The organism is Paenibacillus sp. 2TAB23 (assembly GCF_052115165.1).
Classification (GTDB): Bacteria; Bacillota; Bacilli; order Paenibacillales; family Paenibacillaceae; genus Pristimantibacillus.
The window spans coordinates 91,686-113,196 of sequence record NZ_JBFRGD010000009.1; the positions used below are offsets into that span (position 1 = coordinate 91,686).

Annotated in this window: 16 protein-coding genes; 5 read left to right on the forward strand and 11 right to left on the reverse strand. The window is 48.5% G+C overall.

What is annotated here, in order from left to right; genetic code table 11:
• Nucleotides 1-202: 202 nt before the first annotated feature.
• Nucleotides 203-2,938, forward strand: coding sequence for an alpha-mannosidase (locus AB4Z29_RS14795; RefSeq protein WP_441943811.1), 2,736 nt, complete (start codon nt 203-205; stop codon nt 2,936-2,938).
• Nucleotides 2,939-3,123: 185 nt separating this feature from the next.
• On the opposite strand, the gene AB4Z29_RS14800 is transcribed toward AB4Z29_RS14795, so the two are convergent.
• The 3 genes from AB4Z29_RS14800 to AB4Z29_RS14810 all read right to left on the reverse strand — a co-directional run bounded on the left by AB4Z29_RS14800 (nt 3,124) and on the right by AB4Z29_RS14810 (nt 7,546).
• Nucleotides 3,124-4,755, reverse strand: a complete 1,632-nt coding sequence (locus AB4Z29_RS14800) for a response regulator transcription factor (RefSeq protein ID WP_441943812.1) — start codon at nt 4,753-4,755, stop codon at nt 3,124-3,126.
• Between the two features lie 175 nt (nt 4,756-4,930).
• On the reverse strand, nt 4,931-6,265 hold the full coding sequence (locus AB4Z29_RS14805; protein WP_441943813.1) for a DUF445 domain-containing protein: 1,335 nt from the start codon (nt 6,263-6,265) through the stop codon (nt 4,931-4,933).
• A complete protein-coding gene (locus tag AB4Z29_RS14810; RefSeq protein WP_441943814.1) occupies nt 6,266-7,546 on the reverse strand; it encodes a DUF445 domain-containing protein in 1,281 nt (426 codons plus the stop codon). It lies immediately after the preceding gene.
• Between the two features lie 171 nt (nt 7,547-7,717).
• Between AB4Z29_RS14810 and AB4Z29_RS14815 the strand changes: the two genes are divergently transcribed.
• Nucleotides 7,718-7,924: a DUF6199 family natural product biosynthesis protein gene (locus AB4Z29_RS14815; RefSeq protein WP_441943815.1), complete on the forward strand. Its 207-nt coding sequence runs from the start codon at nt 7,718-7,720 to the stop codon at nt 7,922-7,924.
• Between the two features lie 270 nt (nt 7,925-8,194).
• On the opposite strand, the gene AB4Z29_RS14820 is transcribed toward AB4Z29_RS14815, so the two are convergent.
• Entirely contained in the window at nt 8,195-8,926 is a 732-nt protein-coding gene (locus AB4Z29_RS14820) for a nitroreductase family protein (protein ID WP_441943816.1), read from the reverse strand.
• Nucleotides 8,927-8,956: 30 nt separating this feature from the next.
• Between AB4Z29_RS14820 and AB4Z29_RS14825 the strand changes: the two genes are divergently transcribed.
• On the forward strand, nt 8,957-9,313 hold the full coding sequence (locus AB4Z29_RS14825) for a winged helix-turn-helix transcriptional regulator (RefSeq protein WP_441943817.1): 357 nt from the start codon (nt 8,957-8,959) through the stop codon (nt 9,311-9,313).
• Between the two features lie 292 nt (nt 9,314-9,605).
• The gene (locus AB4Z29_RS14830; RefSeq protein ID WP_441943818.1) at nt 9,606-10,340 is read left to right on the forward strand and encodes a Fic family protein; all 735 of its coding nucleotides are present in this window, start codon (nt 9,606-9,608) and stop codon (nt 10,338-10,340) included.
• 299 nt (nt 10,341-10,639) lie between these two features.
• Here AB4Z29_RS14830 and AB4Z29_RS14835 read toward each other — a convergent pair whose 3' ends face one another.
• Nucleotides 10,640-12,949, reverse strand: coding sequence for a glycoside hydrolase family 95 protein (locus AB4Z29_RS14835; protein ID WP_441943819.1), 2,310 nt, complete (start codon nt 12,947-12,949; stop codon nt 10,640-10,642).
• 98 nt (nt 12,950-13,047) lie between these two features.
• Here AB4Z29_RS14835 and AB4Z29_RS14840 point away from each other — a divergent pair, with 98 nt between their 5' ends.
• Nucleotides 13,048-13,908 (forward strand): AraC family transcriptional regulator, encoded by an 861-nt coding sequence (locus tag AB4Z29_RS14840; protein WP_441943820.1) that lies wholly within the window; start codon nt 13,048-13,050, stop codon nt 13,906-13,908.
• A 445-nt stretch (nt 13,909-14,353) separates the two neighbouring features.
• On the opposite strand, the gene AB4Z29_RS14845 is transcribed toward AB4Z29_RS14840, so the two are convergent.
• The 6 genes from AB4Z29_RS14845 to AB4Z29_RS14870 form a co-directional block, all read right to left on the reverse strand.
• Nucleotides 14,354-15,985 carry a glycosyl hydrolase family 18 protein gene (locus tag AB4Z29_RS14845; RefSeq protein WP_441943821.1) on the reverse strand — a complete coding sequence of 544 codons (1,632 nt, stop codon included), beginning with the start codon at nt 15,983-15,985 and terminating at the stop codon, nt 14,354-14,356.
• Between the two features lie 141 nt (nt 15,986-16,126).
• On the reverse strand, nt 16,127-17,164 hold the full coding sequence (locus AB4Z29_RS14850) for a glycoside hydrolase family 76 protein (protein WP_441943822.1): 1,038 nt from the start codon (nt 17,162-17,164) through the stop codon (nt 16,127-16,129).
• On the reverse strand, nt 17,161-18,204 hold the full coding sequence (locus AB4Z29_RS14855; protein WP_441943823.1) for a glycoside hydrolase family 76 protein: 1,044 nt from the start codon (nt 18,202-18,204) through the stop codon (nt 17,161-17,163). The genes AB4Z29_RS14850 and AB4Z29_RS14855 overlap by 4 nt, the downstream gene beginning before the upstream one ends.
• A gap of 41 nt (nt 18,205-18,245) precedes the next feature.
• Nucleotides 18,246-19,133, reverse strand: coding sequence for a carbohydrate ABC transporter permease (locus AB4Z29_RS14860; protein WP_441943824.1), 888 nt, complete (start codon nt 19,131-19,133; stop codon nt 18,246-18,248).
• Between the two features lie 15 nt (nt 19,134-19,148).
• Nucleotides 19,149-20,036 carry a carbohydrate ABC transporter permease gene (locus AB4Z29_RS14865; protein ID WP_441943825.1) on the reverse strand — a complete coding sequence of 296 codons (888 nt, stop codon included), beginning with the start codon at nt 20,034-20,036 and terminating at the stop codon, nt 19,149-19,151.
• A gap of 65 nt (nt 20,037-20,101) precedes the next feature.
• A complete protein-coding gene (locus AB4Z29_RS14870; protein ID WP_441943826.1) occupies nt 20,102-21,418 on the reverse strand; it encodes an ABC transporter substrate-binding protein in 1,317 nt (438 codons plus the stop codon).
• Nucleotides 21,419-21,511 lie beyond the last annotated feature (93 nt).

Genomic DNA, 21,511 nt, shown 5'->3' on the forward strand with positions numbered 1-21,511 from the left:
TCCTCGATTTTAACCTTCAATCCGCTGTTGATGCAATATGTATTTCTAACTTGCTTAGTCGCTTCTTTACGTCTTTAATCACATTCTCCACGATACGATAATAATTCACATTAAAGTTTCTGTTTGTCTCATTGAAGCGCTTCGGGCGATTCTTTACACTAATGGCGTACGATCAAACCTTCCACGGAAAAGAGGAACAACGATGACTGCATCGAAGCGGGTGGTTCATGTCATTTCCCATACCCATTGGGATCGGGAATGGTATATGCCTTACGAAGCCCATCATGTGAAGCTGGTTGAAACGATGGACACGCTGCTGGATACATTCGAGAACGATCCTGAATTCCGCAGCTTTTATCTCGACGGACAAACGATTATTTTGGACGATTATTTGCAGGTATACCCGGAGAAGCGCGAGATCATCGCACGGCTATGCGATGAAGGCAAGCTTTCCCTGGGTCCTTGGTATATTTTGCAGGATGAGTTCCTAACGAGCAGCGAAGCAAATGTCCGCAATCTGCAGATCGGACATAACGATGCCCGCAAGTTCGGACCTATCTCAAAGCTTGGTTATTTCCCTGATTCCTTTGGCAATATGGGGCAAGCGGCGCAGCTGCTCCGCCAAGCCGGCATAGATACCGCCGTGTTCGGCAGAGGCGTCAAAGCGACCGGGTTCAATAATCGTGTCGAGGATACCGCCGGGCTTGAATCTCCCTACTCCGAGCTAATCTGGCAGGCGCCAGACGGCTCAAGCGTCCTAGGGATTCTATTTGCCAATTGGTATAACAACGGCATGGAAATTCCCGTTGATCCGGCACTCGCAAAGCCTTATTGGGAGCATCGGTTGGCCAGAGCGGAGCAATACGCGTCCACTCCGCATCTCCTGCTCATGAACGGCTGCGATCATCAGCCGATTCAGACCAATTTGTCCGAGGCGCTGCGCGTCGCCCGCGAGCTTTTCCCGGATTATGAATTCATCCATTCTAATTTCGACGACTACAAGAAAGCACTGCATGCGGATAAGCCATCCAGCCTCAGCCTGACGCAAGGCGAGCTTCGGGGCCAGAAAACCGATGGCTGGTATTCTCTCGTCAACACGGCATCCGCAAGGGTTTATATCAAGCAGCTTAATCAGCGGAACCAGACGCTTCTGGAGAAGATCGCCGAGCCGCTGTCCACGTTCGCCTATCAGCTCGGCAAAGCATATCCGCACGGACTTCTGCAATACGCTTGGAAAACGTTGATGCAGAACCATCCGCATGACAGCATTTGCGGCTGCAGCGTAGACGAAGTATACCAGGAAATGAAGACTCGTTTTGCCAAAAGCATGGAGGTTGGCAAAGCGCTTATCAGCGAGAGCGCCAATTTTATTGCCAGCAAGGTAGATACGACTCCCTTCGCTTCATTCGGACCCGATGCTGCGCCTTTAATCGTATTCAACACCAGCGGGTATGAAGGCTCTTCCGTCGTAACCGCCGAGGTTGAGTGGTCGCACCGTTACTTCGATCAAAGCGAGAATCCTGTCGCCATCGCTCAACAGGTGGGCGACCGCACGTTCGCTGAAGGCTTTTTAGTCGATTCGGACGGGAACCGCGTGGCGTTCAGCGCCGAGGATCTCGGCGTCCGCTTCGGCTATGATTTGCCGAAGGACAAATTCCGTCAGCCATACATGGCCCGCGCGCTCCGCTTAACCTTCGAGACCGGGGCATTGCCTTCGATGGGCTACGGCAGCTTCGCTTGGATTCCGAGCCGCGCTGGAGACAGTATGGAATCTACGGCTAAAGAAACGCTCATTACCGGAGATCGGACACTTGAGAACCAACATCTTCGGCTTTCGGTCGAGGCGGACGGCAGTTATTCGCTTTATGACAAAAACAGCCAGCAGCTCTTCCTTGATCTCGGCCACTATGAGAATGTAGGCGATATCGGCAATGAATATATTTTCAAACAGCCAATCTCTGATGTCGCGTTGACAACCAAAGGTAGCAGAGCCGAAATCCGAATCGTGGAGGATACCCCCTTCCGAGCAGCGATTGAAATCGTACATCGCCTTGCCATACCGGCGGAGGCGGATAATCGGCTCGCCGGCGAGATTCGCACCATGGTCGAGTTCCGCGAGCGGAAGGCCGCTAGATCGGAAGAGCTTGTCCCGTTGGTCATCGTAACGCGCCTCAGCCTGGAGCGCGAAGGGAAAGGCGTACATGCGCATGCGCGTATCGAGAATCAGTCCAAGGACCATAGGCTTCGGGTTCTGCTTCCGACCGATATTATGTCGGACACGCATTTTGCCGATTCAATCTTCGAGGTTGCGCAAAGAAAAAACATTCCCGAGAAAGAATGGGAAAATCCTAGCAATTGCCAGCATATGCAAGCGTTCATCGACGTGCATGACGACCACCGCGGTTTCACGGTCGCAGGCAAAGGCTTGAATGAATACGAGGTGCTGCAGGATGGCAGAAACACCGTTGCCTTGACGCTGCTGCGCGCAGTAGGCGAGCTTGGCGATTGGGGCGTCTTCCATACGCCGGAAGCGCAGTGCCTCGGTACGAACGAAGCCGAATGGCTGCTGCTTCCTTATGCTGGCGAAGCTGAACGGTTCGAGGCATACCGCGAAGCGTACCGCTACCCGGTTCCTCTTACCGTCATCGGTGCCAGCGTACATGAGGGAGAGCTTCCCCCCGTACATGATTTCCTGAAGTGGAACGGCGATCAGCTCGCCTTCTCCAGCCTAAAGGTCAACGAGGAGCGAGGAGACAGCATGGCTCGGTGGTATAATCTGGGCAGCTCCGACATTCATCTTGCTCTGCATCCGGATGCCTCAACTGGCGCGTATATAAGCACCATTATGGAGGACAATAGCCAAGATTTGGTTAGCAACACGATTGAAGTCGCTCCTTACAAGATCATTACGATCGGGCTGCCGAGCACTACGAAATAACACGGATAAGTGAACCTCTGAAAATATACGAAAGGCAGCTCATTACGATCGAGCTGTCAAGCATTTCGAAACAATACCATTAAGTGAATCTCTACAGATAAACGAAAGGCAGCTTCCCTAGGTTAAGCACAATCTACCTGGAAGCTGCCTCTTGTTGTACCTGCTTGATTGGATAAGGATGTTGTTTACTCTTCCGCAATACCTCTTTGTCTCCGATATTCCTTAGGCGTACAGCCTACCTGTTTCTTGAACAGCTTAGAGAAATGCACCGGGTCCTTGTACCCCACCTGATAAGAAATTTGATACACCTTATGCTGAATGTCGCCTAGCATGTCCTTTGCCTTCTCGATTCTAATTTCCGTCAAATACTCCAAAAACGTTTTTCGTTTTTCTTTCTTAAACAGCTTGCTTAACCAAACCGGCGTAACATGTACGGCCTGCGCTACGCTTTGGAGCGTCAAGCTCTCGGCATAATCACGGTGCAGGATTTTCTCCGCTTCGGTGACGATCTGGCTTGGCGTTGCAGACAGCTTGCGGAAGTCTGCGGCGATTGCATGCAGGAACATCTCCGTTTGCTCTCGAAGCGACTGCAGCGTATCGAATTGCTCGAGCTGCTCCCACACGGCAATCGGATTGCTGCCCCACGCCTTATTCGGAATGCCTGCAGAAGCCGCACGGCGGAATACTTCAAACAGCCACTCGAATATTTTTTGCTGAATGTCTCTCAGCTGGCACAGCCGCCAAGCTTGGACCATCTCGACGAATCGCTCCATCGCCGCCGTGATGTCCTCATCGGAGCCGTATTTCACAAGGTCTAGCACCTCATCGGGCTCGCTCAGCGACAGATCACCACCATCACCCTCATAGTACAGTCCCTGCTCGGTAAATAGACGGTTCCCTCCATATACCGCTTTCTGCTCCAGCACGTTTAACGCTTCGGCGAACATCTCATGCAAATGCTCGAACGTACAGGGGGTCGTGCGCATCCCCGCACTCGCCTTCACCTTAACGAATTCATTAATTCTTTGAATACATAGCTGTGCCATGCCCTGGCTCTGCTGTGCATGCTCAATACGCGGGCAGCCGAATATGACAACCCAGCGGCCGCTGCTATCCGTACAAAGGACGAAGGGATTAGGGTTCTCCTCCTCCAGCGTTTGATTCACCACATTGCCGATCCCGAACAGGATCAGATCCTTTTCCCGAGTCTGACGGTTTTCAATCGCCTTCAAATCATCCGCTTCGATGACAGCCAACGTCAGCTGCTGCTCGGCGATCCATTCCAAATCCAGCGTTTGCAGGCGATGCCGTCTTCTTGCTCCGCGATAGGGATCATAGTCCTGCTCGATCATTTCTCTGAGTAGCTCGTCACGCATCTTCGGGATCGCATATTTGACTTGGCTCAGCAGCAGCTGCTCGTTGTGCTGATCGAGCTGACGTTTCTGAATACGGTCGATCATGGTGCAGACGATCTGGTCCAGCTCCTTCAGATTTATCGGCTTCAGGATATAATCCAGCACGCCGATTTGCATCGCTTGCTTCACCAGTTCGAAATCGTCATAGCCGCTGACGACAATGGACTCCGGCTTATAATCCTGAACGGGTACCAACCCCCGAAGAAATTCAAGCCCGGACATCCGGTTCATTTTGATATCGGTCACGATGAGATCGGGTCTCTTATCAAGCGCAAGCATAAGCGCCGTATCCCCGTCGTCGGCAGTCAACACCTCATCGATCCCGTAAGAATCCCAAGGAAAGCGGTTTCGTAAACCTTCGCGAATCTCGAATTCATCATCTACGATAAGTACTCGCAGCATCCTTCCACCCCGCCTCTATTGCATATTCATGAGCCGTGCTCTGCTTGCTGCTGCATATCTCCATACTACCTGACTCTATTTTGGATTGCACGGGGGTAAAAGCAAACTTTATGGGTTTGTTTTAAATAAATAGAAGCCTTCACCCCGGGAACCCCGAAAAGGTGAAAGCTTCTTCTTAAAACAGTTTCAACAGCGGCTCGTATACGCCGTACAGCAGCAGGTAGAACGCTGCGCCGAGCGCTGAACCTATATAGGCGCCATTGAGGCGTATGCGCTGCAGATCCGTTTCGACCTTGCTTTCAATAAAGTAAACGAGCTTCTGCTCGGTAAAGCCTTCAAGCGTTTTGCGCACAATAACTCCGATTATGGCATGCTCCGTCTCGATCATTTTATTGACGAATTTCTGGACATATTGCTCCAGCCAGCCCTTCGTCTCCTCATTGGCTTTGAACCAGTCCCAATACGAAGCAATGAAGTCGTTGATCAGCCCTTTAATATCAGAAGGGTTAACCGTATGTTTTTCTTGAACGGCCAGCTGCAGACTTGGCTCATGAATGAGCAGCTGCTTGATATTCCCAAGTAAAGCTTCAATCGTAGGAAGCAATGAGATTTTGTCGATCATCTCATCCCGCCATTCACTGACCGCGGCAGCCACATCCTCCCGATTCTGCAAATTGTCGGCTAGCTGATAGACCATGCTCTCAAGAAGCACGCGCAGCTCATGCTGCGGATTCCGCAGATCATCGATCAACAGCTGCAAATCCTCGAACAATACGTTTGTTGCATCGTCGAGATTAAGCGCGTTGGTCGATTCAGCAATCTCCACGGCCATCTTTTTGAGCCACTTCGAGAAGATGCTTCCTTGATTAACAAACTTCTCCTTCTCTTTCCCAAGCAGCTCGCGGATGATGGGCTTCATTCGCTCATCTGCCGCGCGTTCCGCCGCCAGCTCAACGATCTGGCTGAGCCATACTTGGAAATTGCCTTTATCCATGGCCCATTTGAGCGCCTTGCCCGCATATGGAGACAGATTGACCTTGCCAAAGCTGCTCCGCGCTTTCTCGTCAATAATGACTGAGATTCCTTTCATATCGAGCTTGGCGATCAAGGTGGATACCACTCTCCACCCCTGCTCCGACAGCATGCCAGGCGGTCTGCGGTCTATCCAAGCAATGCCGATTTCGACAAGCGAAATTTGCTTAACCTTCTCCTTGAGCAGATCCTTGCTCAGCAGCTGCTGCTCGACCATATTCGCAACGCCTTCAATCAGCTTGTCGCGATTTTTTGGAATGATAGCCGTATGGGGAATCCATTTCCAGCCAAAGGGATGGCGGAACAGCACCGTTACCGCGAATAAATCAGCCAATGCGCCTACAAGACCCGCTTCCGTTGTATAGAGAAGCATTCGCGTCCACCAGCTATCCGGGAAGATGTACAAGCAGCAAGCGGCAATGACGAATAAGATGGCCAAAATAACCAAGCTGCGATTTGCTTTTTTTCTCATTGCCATTTATGCATGCCCCCCGATCCAAAACGTTGCAAGATGCAGCACGACGCCGATAAGCGCGCCAACTCCGATACCATTGATCCGAATATATTGCAGATCCTTGCCCGCTTTCTCCTTCACGAGCGAAATAAGCTCATCCTCGGAGAAATCGTTCAGCTTGTCGGTAACGAGCTTCCCGATATAAGAATGCTTCTGCTCCATCCACTTCAGCACCGTTGTTTTCACGTACTGATCAATGCGCTCAAGCAGCTCGCCATTGCTTCCCAGGTAGCTGACTCCTTCACGGACCTTATCCTTGATCCAAGGGTAACGCGCAAGCTGTCCCTCGGCATTGTCGGCTGCAGCATTTCGAAGCGCCTCGAGTCCGCGCTGGATATATACATCCAGCTTAATATCAGACTTCACAGCTGCCAGCAGGCTGAGCTTGCCCGCTTCAATCCGCTCCCTCAACTGCTCGTCGGTGCGAAGACGAACTACGAATTGTGCAATGAATGCTTTGATCTGTCTGCGCTGAGGATGAACCTCGTCATGGAATTTCTCCAAGAAGGAAACGAGCCAATCCTGCAGTCTTCCGCTAATATTGGCAGCCTCCAGCCCAGCCGTGAAATCAATAAGCTTCCGCCTGAATTTATCGCCTTCGTAAGACTTGATCGCCGATTTCACAATTTGATCCACGACGGATCCAAATGCGGCCGATTTCACGATTTTAATCAATTCAGGGATCATGAATTCAATAATACGGTCATCATAGCCGTTTCGGATCGTCCAATCTCCGACATCAGCGGCAATGTTCGACACGGGTATCGAATCGGCATGCTCAAGCAGAAAGGTTTGCACGGTTTTGGCCAGCTCCTGCAAATCGATGGTCGTGATCACATCATTCGCAACCTGCTGCAAAATATCGTTGACCCCTTCTTCGCCGCCATGCTCCCTCAAATACGTCACCAACACCTCGGCAATATTGTACTCATCGAGCCGTTCCTTAATATTCGGGATGGTTAGCAGATCGTTCTGGACCATCTTGACGAGCTCTCCGATCAGCCGCTCCCGGTTGCGCGCAATGATATTCGTACCCATCCACGACGGCCATTTGATCCGCAGCGGGTTTCCGAACAACGCACTAACCGCGAATGAATCGGCAAGCCCGCCAATCGTAGCCGCGCTAAACAATGAAAACAACAGCCCGCCTACAAATGAATCATGGAACGGAAAAGCGATAAATATGCCGATAGCAGAAAAAAGCAGTGCCAAATCCGCCTTTTTCTTTATGCTGAAATTGTTCATGGCTATGCTCCATTCCTGGTGATCTTTACCTTATTAATTATCCCATAACTTAGGGGTGTGAAACAATGTGGTGCTGGACTTTACTTGAAAGGCATGGCCATTCGTTTGTGTACGCGTTTAGGCAGGCTGGAACATATACTGATTATTGGCGGTAATAAGTGTAAGGAGGTGATGAAAATAGTGATTTTTGCGTTTCTTTTTATCCTCATTGCTATACTTAACATTTTTTTCCCTAAATTCGGATGGTTTATGAGATACGGATGGATGGTGAAAGGAAGATCCGAGCCCAGCGATGCGTACATTCTCATGACTCGCATTAGCAGCGTTATTGTGCTGATCGTCTTTCTCTTTGTTTTTATGCCCCTTCTCTTTAACTAGCCGCCACATAGGCGGTTTTTTATTGGGCTTGGAGTGTGAAAAGCAAATAACCTTGAAGGACTGCAAGCCCTTCAAGGTAATAGAATTAAATACTGTAACGATATATCCTGATAACATTGGGCAATGCCGCCATACATCGAGACTGTACTTCAACATTATAAGTGTCATAAAAATCTTACAAACCAGCATTTTACAATAAATAAAAAGATTGATCTTTTTCTTCTATGTTGCTCAATAATAGCGGCCAATTACGGAATCAGAGTAACATATTTATTTGTCTGCCTCATTTATTTTGTTTCTATACATTACCTTATTTACATTATGCCTTACAGTATTATGACCGGCTTTAGTACCTTTACCAATAGCTATAAGCATAACATCTAAATACCTTTCAGAAATATTTAAAATTGCTTTTAATTTTTTAGAATCATAGCCTGACATAGAAATTGTTTCAAAACCAGCTTCATTTGCTAGCAAAATTAATGACATTGACGCAAGACTTACATCTCTAGTTAATTCTAGCTTTAGATCTTCATTTGTTTTATTCTCATAATAATTTATTGCTGCATTCGCAAGATAATCTCTTAGCGATCCATCAAAAAAACCTGCTTGAAAGCCTTCTTCATGTATTTTAATAATATTATCTTTATCAAACGCTTGATAATCACCCAACATAACAATTAAAGTTGAAGCTTCTACCACTTGTTGTTGATGAAAGGCTATAGGTAGCAATAAACTTCTTAATTCTGGATCATCAATAATTAAGTATCGCGTTGCTTGAATATTATTTCCGTTTGGTGACTTACTCGCACTTTCAATTAGTGAGATTAAAATTTCTGAACTTATTTTATAACTTGAATCATAATGTCTAACTGAACGTCTTTTTTCCAAAATATTTTTCACACTCATCATATCAACTCCAAATTTTTTATTAATTGCACCTTTGATTATAGTAAGCAATAATAAATATGAAAATAACGCACAAAAATGTGGTATAGCCACTTTTAAGTATCTATTCAGGAGGAACAGCACATGGTTAACTATAATACTGGAATCAACATTTTTATGAACATTGCAGGAGGGAAATGGAAATGTTTAATACTCTTTTTCTTGAGTCAAAAATCAGTAAGGACAAAAGAGTTTTATGAATTAATACCTGGAATTACACAAAAAGTCTTAACAGATCAATTGAAACAGTTAGAAAGAGATGGACTTGTACGAAGAGTAATATTTAAAGAAGTACCACCAAAAGTAGAATACAGCTTAACAGATCTAGGAAAATCATTTTTACCAGTATTAAACACCATGTGTGAATGGGGTAATAAGTATGCAACGATACAAGGTATAGATAAAGATCACCAACTTTATTGTGATCATAATAAAAGCTGAATTTCACCCCATGGTCCTAGCCCTGCTCCAGCGCTTTCGTTAAGATTGCGGCAACCTCTGATGGCTTTACCAGCTTTAAGTTCAACTGCTCCACGTGAGGAAATTCCACCCAGAGGTCGTTAATGTCTGAGGCGATATGCACTTCAAGCTTTTGGCCCTTTTCTTCACGCTGTCATGCAAAATACAATGTTCATAGGGGCATTAATGATAGGTATTTCTACTAGCGTAGTATTTATCATAGTAGTATCTGATATAATACTAATATGATTATCACACGGAAGGAATAAGTGATATGTTTGAGAAAATGGATAAATTACGTGAGCAGGTCGATCATCGGCGTCCGTTAAAACCTGACTTAATGAAGACGATTGCCCAAAAATTCAGGGAAGAGTGGACTTACCATTCAAATGCAATTGAAGGTAATACCTTTACTTATCAAGAAACATCTTTTTTTCTTAGAGAAGGTTTAACAGTAAAGGGAAAATCACTACGGGAACACCTTGAAATAGTTAACCATGCGGAAGCGATAGATTTTGTACAAGAAGGGGTAAATGAACGGGAACTGACCGAGCGTTTGATCAAAGACCTCCACGCCATTTTGTTCCAAGGGGTACGAAATATAGACTTCTCTCCAGGGGAGTATAAGAAGCACGACAATCATGTACTAACCTTATCAGGTAACATCCACCATTATACCTCTGCAATTCAGGTCCCACTTGAAATGGATAATTTAATAAAGTGGTATGATTCTGAAAAGACTCAAATGCACCCCATACAATTGGCCGCATTATTCCATCACAAACTTGCAGCAATTCACCCGTTCACTGATGGCAATGGAAGAGTGAGCAGGCTTGTTATGAATGTCATTCTCATGAAAAATGGATACCCTCCCGCAATAATACGGAATGAGAACCGACAGGATTATTACAGCGCACTGGAGAAAGCGTACCACGGTTCTCCTCAATCTATTATTGACTTAATAGCCACAGAAATGAGACACAGCCTTGAATTAATGCTTTCAGTATAGTTACATTTTTAAATTTCTTACACTATAGTTAGTGTAAATAGCCACCCTATAAAGGAGGGCACTGAAGAACTTGTTCTTTTCTTCGCTGGCCTCCCCAACAACAAAAAGAAGACATCTGTATCCCATTTCGGGAACCGGTGTCTTCTTTATTAATCATTACCTCTCATTTCCATCAGATCACGCAATCCCTCCCATCAGCTTCTGGATTGCTGCAGCACAATGACTTAGCCTTCCCCCTCACTATGGAACATAAAAAACAGCCCGCACATTAACGTGCAGGCCATCTATCCGCAAATCCACTATTCTCTTATCGTCACGACATACTCGCTGCCAGCTGCCGCCTGCCAAACCGCAAACCCATCTTCATATTGGAGACTGCTCAGCTCCCGACCATCCTTCAAGACCAGCAACTCTCCACACGCAAACAGAACACATCTATTCGAAGCTGTCGCACGAATGCGCGCTTCTGCAAGCTTGCCGCCTGACCAGCGGATATCCACTTCGAAGCCGCCACGGGCACGCAGACCCGTGATCTCGCCGTCTTTCCATGCGGACGGCATAGCCGGCAGCAGATGGATATAGCCAGCATGGCTTTGCAGTAGCATCTCCGATATGCCCGCCGTACCGCCGAAATTGCCGTCGATCTGGAAAGGAGGGTGGTTGTCGAACAGATTGGGCAGCGTCGAGTGGCCGAGCAGCGCCTGCACATTCTCATACGCCTTCTCGCCATCCTGAAGCCTTGCCCAGAAGTTAATAATCCAAGCACGGCTCCAACCTGTATGGCCACCGCCGCTCTCCAATCTTCGCTCAAGCGTTACTCTGGCTGCCGCCGCCCATTCCGGCGTACCCTTCACTGTAAACTGCTTGCCGGGGTGAAGCGCGAATAGATGTGAAATATGCCGATGGCCAGGTTCTGCCTCCTCGTAATCCTCCATCCACTCTTGAATCTGTCCATGCTTGCCGATTGCAGGCTTTGGCAGGCGCGCACGTATCCTCTCCCAGCGGTTCTGCTCAGCTGCTTCCAACCCGAGTATTTTCGCAGCTTCGAAGCAAGCCGTGAACAGCTCATACAGAATCTGGCTGTCCATGGAAGCGCCAATACATAACGTGCCTGATTCGCCATTTGGCAGCCTATACGTGTTCTCCGGCGAAACAGACGGATTCAGCACGAGCAAGCCCTCTTCCGTTTCTGTCAGAAACTCCTCGAAAAATTGTGCCGATTCCTGAAGGACCGGATAGCTCTTTTCCAAAAAAGCCAGATCTAGCCCATACTCGTAATGCTCCCATAAATGCAGGCATAGCCATGCCGCTCCAAGCGTCCAATAGGAAGCTGGCAAATAGATGTCCTGGGGTGCCGTATCTCCCCAAATATCCGTATTGTGATGAGCGACAAAGCCGCCGCTATTGTACATGGTCTTGGCGGTAATCCGGCCCGGCTCCCGCATCCGTTCAATGAGCTCGAACAGCGGTTCATGGCATTCCGCCATATTGCCTGCTTCGGCTGGCCAATAGTTCATCTGCGCATTAATATTTATCGTATATTTGCTATCCCATGGCGGAAGCATTTTCTCATTCCATATGCCTTGCAGATTAGCTGGCAACGAGCCAGATCGGCTGCTAGATATGAGCAAATAGCGACCGTATTGATAGTACAAAGCCACAAGCCCGCTATCCGCATGGCCCTCCTGAACAAGCCTTAACCGCTCATCCGTTGGCAGGCCTTCAACAGCAGCCGTTGATGCATCCGTTAATTGCAGGCTTACTCGACTCGACATACGGACGAAATCGTCGATATGGTTTTTTTTCAACGTTTCATAGCTGAGCTGTGCAGCCTTCGAGCCCGTTTCAATCACATAAGCCTCAGGGTCAGCATGTCGAAATGAGGTGGCAGCCGTTAGGATCAGCGTCACGCTGTCAGCTCCCTCGACGACAAGATGCTCACCGATGATCGAGATAGAACCTCCTTCAACATGCGCACGCAGCGCCATTCGGAAATCGGAGCCGCCCGAGCCGCCGCATATGCCCCTCATGACAATCGTGTTAGCATCGGCCTTCACCAATTCATCGTAATAACGATTGTTTCCCCGAAGCAAACGTGCCGTAAAGCTGATGCCTCCGGGTTTATCCGATGTCAATCTTGTAACGAGCGCCTCATCCGGAAAGCTAGCAAAATGTTCCCGACGAAAAACCGTTTCGCCTATACGAAACGCAACCGAAGCTATGCCCTTGTTAACATCCAAGTCACGCACATATTCACTCGTTTTCCCGTTATCCTCATAACGAAAAGATAGCTGCAAATCGCCAAGCGGCATATAATGGCGCTGCGTCTCGGGCACGCCTGACAAAGCCATCGCGGACAAATCATGCGCCTCGCGCAGCCTTCCTTCTCTGAGCAGCCTTTGAATTTGCTCCAAATGCGGCAAGGCATCCGGATTATTGCGATCTCGCGGTCCGCCGTACCATACACTGTCTTCATTCAGCGCAATGCGCTCCTGCTTCGCATGACCGAATATCATGCCGCCCAGCTTCCCGTTTCCGATCGGCAGAGCCTCTTCCCAGATTTCAGCAGACTGCTTGTACCATAACCGACTTTCCCTTTGTATTGTCATTCTCATATCCCCTTCCATGAATCTAGCTTTTCTTTGCCCTGGCAATCTATTACTATGAGGGTATACCTACTAAAACCACCGGACGGCGGTGCACGACCATGATGAGAAGTAACGAACAGCATGCTTTATCCGAATTGCTTCAATCCCTGCAGCTTCAATTGATTATCGCCCATAAAACGCAAGTATCCATGAACTGGGCTGAAACCGATTCAACGCCCGAGTATAATAAGCTGTATTACATTTGCGATGGAGAAGGTTGGATTCGCATCGGCAGCGTCGATTATTATCCAAAGCCCGGTCAGCTTTTTCTGACCCCTGCTCATACCCGTATATCCTTTTCAGCTCGCAATAATCGTCCATATTTGAAATACTGGTGCCACTTCAGCATATTGGCTGGCCCCTTTGACCTGTTTCAGTGGATTGGCGTCCCTTTATGCCTGGATATCGATGATCACTCCCGCATGACAAGCCTATTTCAAGAGCTGATTGCCTGGCATGAACAGTCGACGATTGTAGCTCGGTTGCGCGAGAAAGCCATCCTTCTGGAGATCGTTAGCCGCTACCTCGAATCGGTGCCGATTCAAGTGCTCCAGCATCGTTCAGAGGAAATGAGCCGTTTAAATATTATTCAGCAGTTTGTGGACAGCCGCCTCCATCTGAACATCAGCATCGATCAAATGGCAGAAGCACTCCATCTGCATCCGAATTATTTCAGCGCGTATTTCAAAAAGCATTTTGGCATTCCGCCGCTCAAATACGTTAACCGCAAACGAACCGAACGCGCAAAACAGCTCCTTACGACCACTTCGCTCAGCATCAAGGACATAGCTGAGCAATGCGGCTTCAAGGAAACGAATCACTTCACCAAATTTTTTCGTAAGGAAACCAGTCTTACCCCTACGGAATATCGCTCGGCTTACTCCCCGACGGCGCCGAAATCGTCACTGCCTTTATTATAAAAGCGCATTCATTAACTGACGATGGAAGAAACTAAGCTTTAATGGGATGAAAATAAGGTTTGCCATAAGATTCATTCCCAAATGGAAACAGAGGCAGTCATGGACGAATAAAAGTCCTAGACTGCCTCTGTTTCTCATACGTATGATTTCTTGCTCTTCACACAAAAAAGTCATCATCGACTTGATACCTGTTCATGCCTTCCATTGCATCTGCACGATTTAAATAATTGTACCTACTACACGGTCTTCATAACTAATCCGCGAAGTCCCTGGGTCCCGACATCTTCGTCAATTAACGCATACTTAACCGTTTTTGCAAATCATATTACTTTTTTTCAACCATTAATATCTTTGCTCCCATAAAAAAAGAAAAGCCAGCCACACTAGCGGCCGGCATTTCCTGATAGTTGTTAAGCCTATTATTGCTTCATGCTTACCTTCATGATCATTGCTGCTCGTTAAATGAAGAAATGATCGACCAGTCCGCATCGGTAAGCTGATTAATTTGCCAAATCGCAACGCCGCGCAGACCCATGTCTTGCGCCAAGCGCATCTTCGCTTGGATACTCTCCGAATTCTCATACCATAGCAAATGCGTTCCTCTCGTATCCGTAAACGTTATGCGATTAAGGAAATATGGCAGTTGCATGGTCGAGACAGTTCCCTCAGTCGCAATTCTGCTTTCGACGGCCGCAATGGATGGGGAGCGGAAAAACTCAACCGTTCCGTCTGCAGCCGTCGTCCATTGGTTCGCTTGCTTGGAAATGCCAAGCAGCAGCTTATCCGCCGGTATGTACCCAAGCGCGTTACGTACGGCGTCGCCTACTAGCGTAAGCGGCGCAGAGGGCAAGCCGCTCTCCTCGTGAGTGAACTCATACGCCATCAGCACCACCGTGTCAGCGAGCTCACCAAGCGTTTTATAATCATAACCGGCATAATAATAGGAAGGCGGAACAACTACCGTAAGCTTTGTCGTATCGCTTAACGCAATTTTCACTTCTCGAATGAGCTCAGTGAATGGCTCTTTCAAAGAAGCCGGGACGAGCCCTTCCAAATCAATGGCAACCCGATCAAACCCATATTGCGGATCATGGAGTACATCTGCCAATGCATTCACGAATGCTGTGCGCGCTTCCGCGTCTACAACGAATTCGCCCAGCTTGTTCAGCGTTGTATTGCCAAATACCATAAGCGTCTTCTCGGAGCCGCCCGCATCCGCAGCGGCAAGCAGCTGCTTCCAATCGCTAGGAGGCGCAAACGCAAGTGACGCCTTGCCTGCTCCCTCATAGCTCAGCTTGGCCCAATCGAAGATAATCTCGCCGGCATCGGCAAAACGTTCCGTATTTTTATAAGGTCCAGACGGTGCATAAAAGGCGGAAATTTCTAATTGCTTGCCTTTGCTGCGAAAGCTGATCAACCGATCGACAGTAGCAGCCGCTTCACGCCTCGTCAACGATTTTCCAGGAAGAAATCTGCCCTTATCATCGCCTTGCATAATGGAATCGGCGTACGTCCGCAGCACGTATGGCGCAAGCTTGCTATCGATTTGCGACCGGTCTGCGTAATTAGCCTGCTTGTCTGCTGCCTTCCAGTCCGTATCCAGCCATTGCTGCTTCTCTTCGGCAGACTTTCCTTGCAGCAAAGCGAATCCGGTCAACGCTGCAACCTCTTCACGCTTAATCGCCTGTGCAGGAACAAACTTGCCGTCCTGAATCAGCAAATCCAACCATCCAGCATCATAAGCCTGTTTGATGTCCCCGTAGGACCAGCGATCCTTCGCTACATCCTTAATGGCGGCTGTTCTTTCCTTCTCTGCCTGCGGCTTGACCGACTGCGCGAGCAGCTTAACAAACGCCTCTCTCGTAAGGGCCGTATCCGGCTGATAGGTTCCATTCTCATAGCCGGTCACCACGCCCATCGCGACTAACCGATAGATAGATTCCGCCGCCCAATCCTGCTCCTTCACATCGCGAAACGGCTTCAATTGCGCCTCGTATGCGAATGCCTGCATGGAAGTCCCTATTAATAATACGACTAGTAATCCGATTAAAATGGCTGTTTTTCCCCTAAGCTTCAACGCATTCCACTCCTCATTAGAGCAAATCTAGCACTCTATTCATTTGGTCGATAGTATAATAGCTCATTTCCCATCGAAAGTCCAACTGAACCATATAATGGAGAGGCTGCTGCAATAATCCGCTATGGAGGTCCAATACATCTATGATTCTACCTTTTTGACTAATTCTGCGGCTTCCATCAGCATAACGCCGCTCAGCTGTACGCTTAATTGAACAGGCAGCTCAGGCTGCTTCTCCCAGGATGGACCGCATAATCCATAATGCGGCTCTAAGCCTTTTGCAACAAAAACGGCAGCATTTGCTTCTATAATATCCGCAATCATATTCATTTCAGGCGCTTCACGCTGCAGCTCCACCAAATATCGGATCAATATGCCTTTGAACAAGCCCGTATCGTCGATGCCCTCATCCGGTAATATAAGCTGATTAGGCTTCGCGAATCGGTCAAAGCAAGCCGCTGCGGTACGCTTAGCATCCTCCAGATACTGCTGCTCTCCCGTGCAGCGGTACAGCTCCACCCCTGCGCCGATAAATACCCCTTGGCAATAGGTGAACTCCCAATCGTAGTCGATTTGCATATCGCCATTGCGGTTCATTCCATCCCAAACGAAGCCCGTCTGCGGATCAACGAGATAGTCCAAGTTCCACTTATAGATACGAACCGCCCAGTCAAGATCGGCCTCGTTCCCGAAGGATTGATAAAGCCTTGCGGCTAATATGGCAGCTGGCGCATTGGCCGGCGTGTTTTTATAATCCTTTTGTCCCTTGTTCCAGCCCATGCCGCCGCCCATCTGGTCGCTCCAAGCGGTTTGGATATCTGCCCATAGCTCAAGGACGCTGCTCTTGTATTTCTCATCAAGGGTGATTGAATAGATTCTAAGCAGGGCTAGCGCGAGCCACTCCATGTCATCGTAATAATGGTGGAGAAAGGTCCCGCCATTGCTAGCAAGAATACCCTCGTAAATCGCCTCAATTCGAGCTTGATATTTCCGGTCGCCAGTGCGGTTCAGCCCATCGACAAAAACATCGATAACATGTGCCTGCCACCAATAATAGTAATTTTCATTCGGCTGGCTCGCTTCCTTCGGATACCATTGGTTCATTATCTTTGCCTCTTCGTTCCAGTAATGGCTGAACAAAGCATCCTGTACGAAGTCAACTGTACTGTTCGTGCTCATCGCTCGTTCTCCGCCATTTTTTCCAGCAGCATGATTCCGCTGAGCTGCACGCTGAGCGTTACCGTCTCGCCAGGCTTTTCCGTCCAATTGTGGTTAAACAGCGCCTCGCCCTGCGACTTCCCATTCAGCCATAGCTGCTCGGCATTGCGCAGAAGCAGCTGCAAGGCACCTGTATCCCCGGTTTCCTTCACCAGCTCAGCAGCATATCGGATGAGGATGCCTTTGAACAACCCGCCGTCGCCTGTCTCCTCATCCGGCAGCACGCTTGTTGCCGGATCGGCAAGCTCTGCAACGGCTGCGCGGAAGGAACGGCTTGCATCCTGCAGGTAGCTTTGTTCGCCAGTTGCACGGAAAAGCTCAACACCAGCTCCGATATACACGCCTTGGCAGTACGTGAATTTCCATTCTTTATCAACGGCGCCGTCACCGTTTCGATTCATCCCGTCCCATACGAAGCCAGTCTCCGGATCTACTAATTTTTCCTTTTGCCATTTGTAGATTTTCAATGCCCACGCCAAGTCATCGTCAGCCTTGAACTCCAGGTACAGCTTGGCGGCTAATATGACTGCTGGCGCGTTCGCAGGGGTATTCTTATAATCTAGCTGGGATTTCTGCCAAGCGATTCCGCCCCCCATATGCTCGTTCCAGCCCGTTTTGATATCCGCCCACAGCTCCAATGCTGCTGCCTTATATTTTTCTTCCCCAGTTGCTTTATAAGCGCGAAGCCATGCAAGCGCCATCCATTCCATATCATCGTAAAGCTCGTTTGGCAATGCCCCTCCGTTCCGCTCAACAATGCCGATATAGAATTGGGCCAATCTGTCCGCATAATGAGGGGCCCCCGTCCTAACTAGCCCGTCAACCAATACATCGACCGCATGGGCCATCCACCAATAATGAAAAATCGTGTTGCATATGCCGTTAGGACATGGCGTTTCAATATTGTACATCTTTATTTCGCCATTCCAGAAAAACTGCTCCAGGGCTGACTGTGATTCATCGGCCCGCTTCTCCCATACTCCGATTGCCATCTGGCTCATGTAACTTCTCCCCCTAGGTCATGATCAATCTCGCTAGTTGATTATCCTTTAATGCCGCTGAATGCGATGCCTTGAACAAAGTAACGCTGCAAGAGCAGAAATAAGATCAAGATCGGCAGTATGGCAACCAGCGCGCCTGCCATCATCGGGCCGAAATCCGTTTGAAAATTGTAGGAAAATGCCTGCAGGCCCATTTGGATCGTCGCTTTCGCGGGATCATTCAGTACGATCATCGGCCAAAGAAAGCTGTTCCAGCCTGCTTGAAACGTAAAGATGCCTAGTGTTGCAAGCGCTGGCTTCGTTAGCGGCAAATATATTTTCCAGAAAATCATAAATTCCCCGCAGCCTTCGATCCGCGCCATCTCCAGCATGTCTGTCGGTAAGGTAAGAAAAAACTGCCGCATAAAGAAGACGGCAAACGTTCCGGAAGCGCCCGGGAGAATAATCCCCCAGAAGGAATTCATGAGCCCATGTCCTCCTGAACCGAGCAGATCATTGCCGCCAAAGAGCGGCAAATGCTGCAAGACGTACACGCTCGGAATCATCGTCACGATGCCAGGGATCATCATCGCCGCCAGCAAAACACGAAATAAAGGCTGGCTCAGCTTGAATTTCAGCTTAGCGAATGCGTAACCGGCGAGCGATCCCAGAAACAGGTTAAACAATACGCCTGCCGCGGCCAGGACGAACGAGTTCCAGAAGTACAAACCGAATGGCACCGTCGTAAATGCTTTCTTGTAATGCTCGAACGTAATGTCGGTCGGCAGCCACTGGATTGGCATCGCGAATATTTGTTCATCCGGCTTGATCGAGGTAAGCACGCTCCAGTAAAAAGGCAAAAACATGACGATGGCAATTAAAGCGCATCCGACATAATAGATCGTCTTCTTAAACCCCTTGCTGAGAGGAGTATCTCCAATCGTTCCCATTTGCAGCTCTCCTCCCTATATAACGGATTCTTCCGCTTTTGTTATTCTCATATTAATGATGGAGAAAATAAGAATCGCGACGGCTAGTACGAACGCCTGAGCTGATGCATAGCCCATTTGCAGCTGGTTGAATCCTTGCTGGTAGATCAAATAAACCGGTGTTTTGGTCACATTGGCAGGCCCGCCCTGCGTAAGCACGAATGCTTGATCAAACAATTGCAGCGCCCCGATAATGGATAAGGTGCTGACCAGAAAGGTCGTCGGCCTTAGCTGCGGCCAAGTAATAAACCGGAAGCAGTCCACCTTGGTTGCTCCGTCAAGCCTTGCGGATTCATACAAATAATCAGGCACCCCTTGCAAGCCTGCAAGGTAGATGATCATATTGGAGCCAACCGATTGCCAGAGCGTCACCATAATAATGGACAGCATCGCGGTCTCCGTCTGGGCAACCCAAGCTGGACCTGTAATGCCCACATAGGACAGCAGTCCGTTAACCAAACCAAACTCGGGATGCAGCAGCCAAATCCATACGGTTGCCGCCGCTACAGATGATGTTAAGGTTGGCAAATAATTCAGCGTGCGGAACAGCTTAATGCCTCGCCAAGCTCGGTTCATCAGAATGCCTAAGGCGAGCGAAATGATAATATTGAACGGTACGAATATGACCGCATATAGAAAGACGTTTTTGAACGTTACCCATAATAATTGGTCGTCGAGCAGACGGCGGTAATTATCAAAGCCTACCCAGTCCTTGCGGCTCAATACATCGTAATTGGTGAAGCTCAAATAAAGCGCCATAAAGACCGGAATAACCGTAAACACAAGAAACAGCAGCATCGTCGGAGTGATGAACAAGTAAGCGGTCCTTGCCTGATGACGCTCCAGCTTTCTTACGGAAGCCATAAAAACTCTCCCTTCACTTGGAGAAAGGGAGGAGTTCCTACCTTTCTGATTGACGAACGTAAGTTTTATTTCACTTCCTGGTTATCCAGCAGCAGCTTGTCGCCTTGATCCTGTGCTTTCTTAAGCGTGTCCTCGATGCTTTGCTTGTTCTGCTGGAATAGCTGCAAATTCGGTGTGAGGGCATCGCCCTCCATAACCGAGTATCCTGGATGGTTCGGGCGTACCTTCGCGAATTCAAGCGTTTCCATAAACGGCTGCCAGAATGGGTCATCCTTGAAGAACGGATCCTCCAGCGCAGGCTTGTAGCCTGGAATGTTCAAGCTTGTTTTGGCCCACAGAAGCGCATTGTCTTTATTCGCAAGCCACCATTTAATAAACTCCCATGACTCTTCCTTATGTTTCGCTCCTTCGGGAATCACGAGTCCAAAGCCGCCCATTACGCTTGCTTTGTCGCCATTTGGTCCCGCTGGAGGAGGAACGATTCCGAAATCTAAGTCCTTGCCGTATTTTTTATAAGTGCTTAACATCCAAGGCCCCGTATACTGCATAGCCAGTTTGCCGGTTACGAATGCATCCTGTCCTTCTCCCAGCCCTTGCTCAAAGCCTACTTTGTATACTTTGTCTTGATTCAACATACGGTCCCAATATTGAAGAACTTGTTTTCCTTGATCGTTGTTGAAATTCGTTTTTCCATCCTCAGTAAGCATTTGTCCGCCCGCTTGCTGCAAATACATATTGAATAAACCGACATCGCCAAGCGAGAAGCCTGCTACTTCAAGCTTATTTCCATTCCATTTCGTTAGCTTAGCAGCAGCGTCTGCAAGCTCATCCCATGTTTTTGGCGGCTCCACACCAGCTTCAGCAAGCAGCTTTTTGTTATAGAAGAGAGCGCGCGCATCGACCGTAAGCGGCAGACCGTATAGGTTGTCGTTCAGGGAAAGTTCCTTCAGCGATTCCTCATAATAATCATCGCGCGAGATGCCGTCACGCTCTAAGTATTCATTAATCGGATGCAGCACGTTTTTGGGTGCATAAAGGGAAGTCCGCCAGCGGTCCCAGAACAGAATGTCCGGTGAGCCTCCAGACGTTGCAGCCGTTAGAAATTTCGTAATCATGTCCTGCTGGAGGACATACTTGACATGTATTTTGGTTTGCGATTTATTGAAGGCATCGACCATGGTCTCGAATTGTGCTTGACCCTCGCCGCCCCAATCGCCCCAGAAGGTTAATTCCACTGCCTTTGCGTTTGTTTTGTTGCCGCCCTCCGCATTCGTAGAACCGTCTGTGTTATTCTGGTTTGCGTTGTTACCCGAGCATCCTGCAAGAAGCCCTATGACGAGCAGCATCGCTGTCCCTGTCATTAACCATTTTTTCGTTTTCATTGCCGTGCCTCCCTTTTCGTATTTATGTTTATGCTGCGAAAGAGGTTATCCCCGACAAACCGTAACCGCTTTCATAAATTGAGTATATTAGTA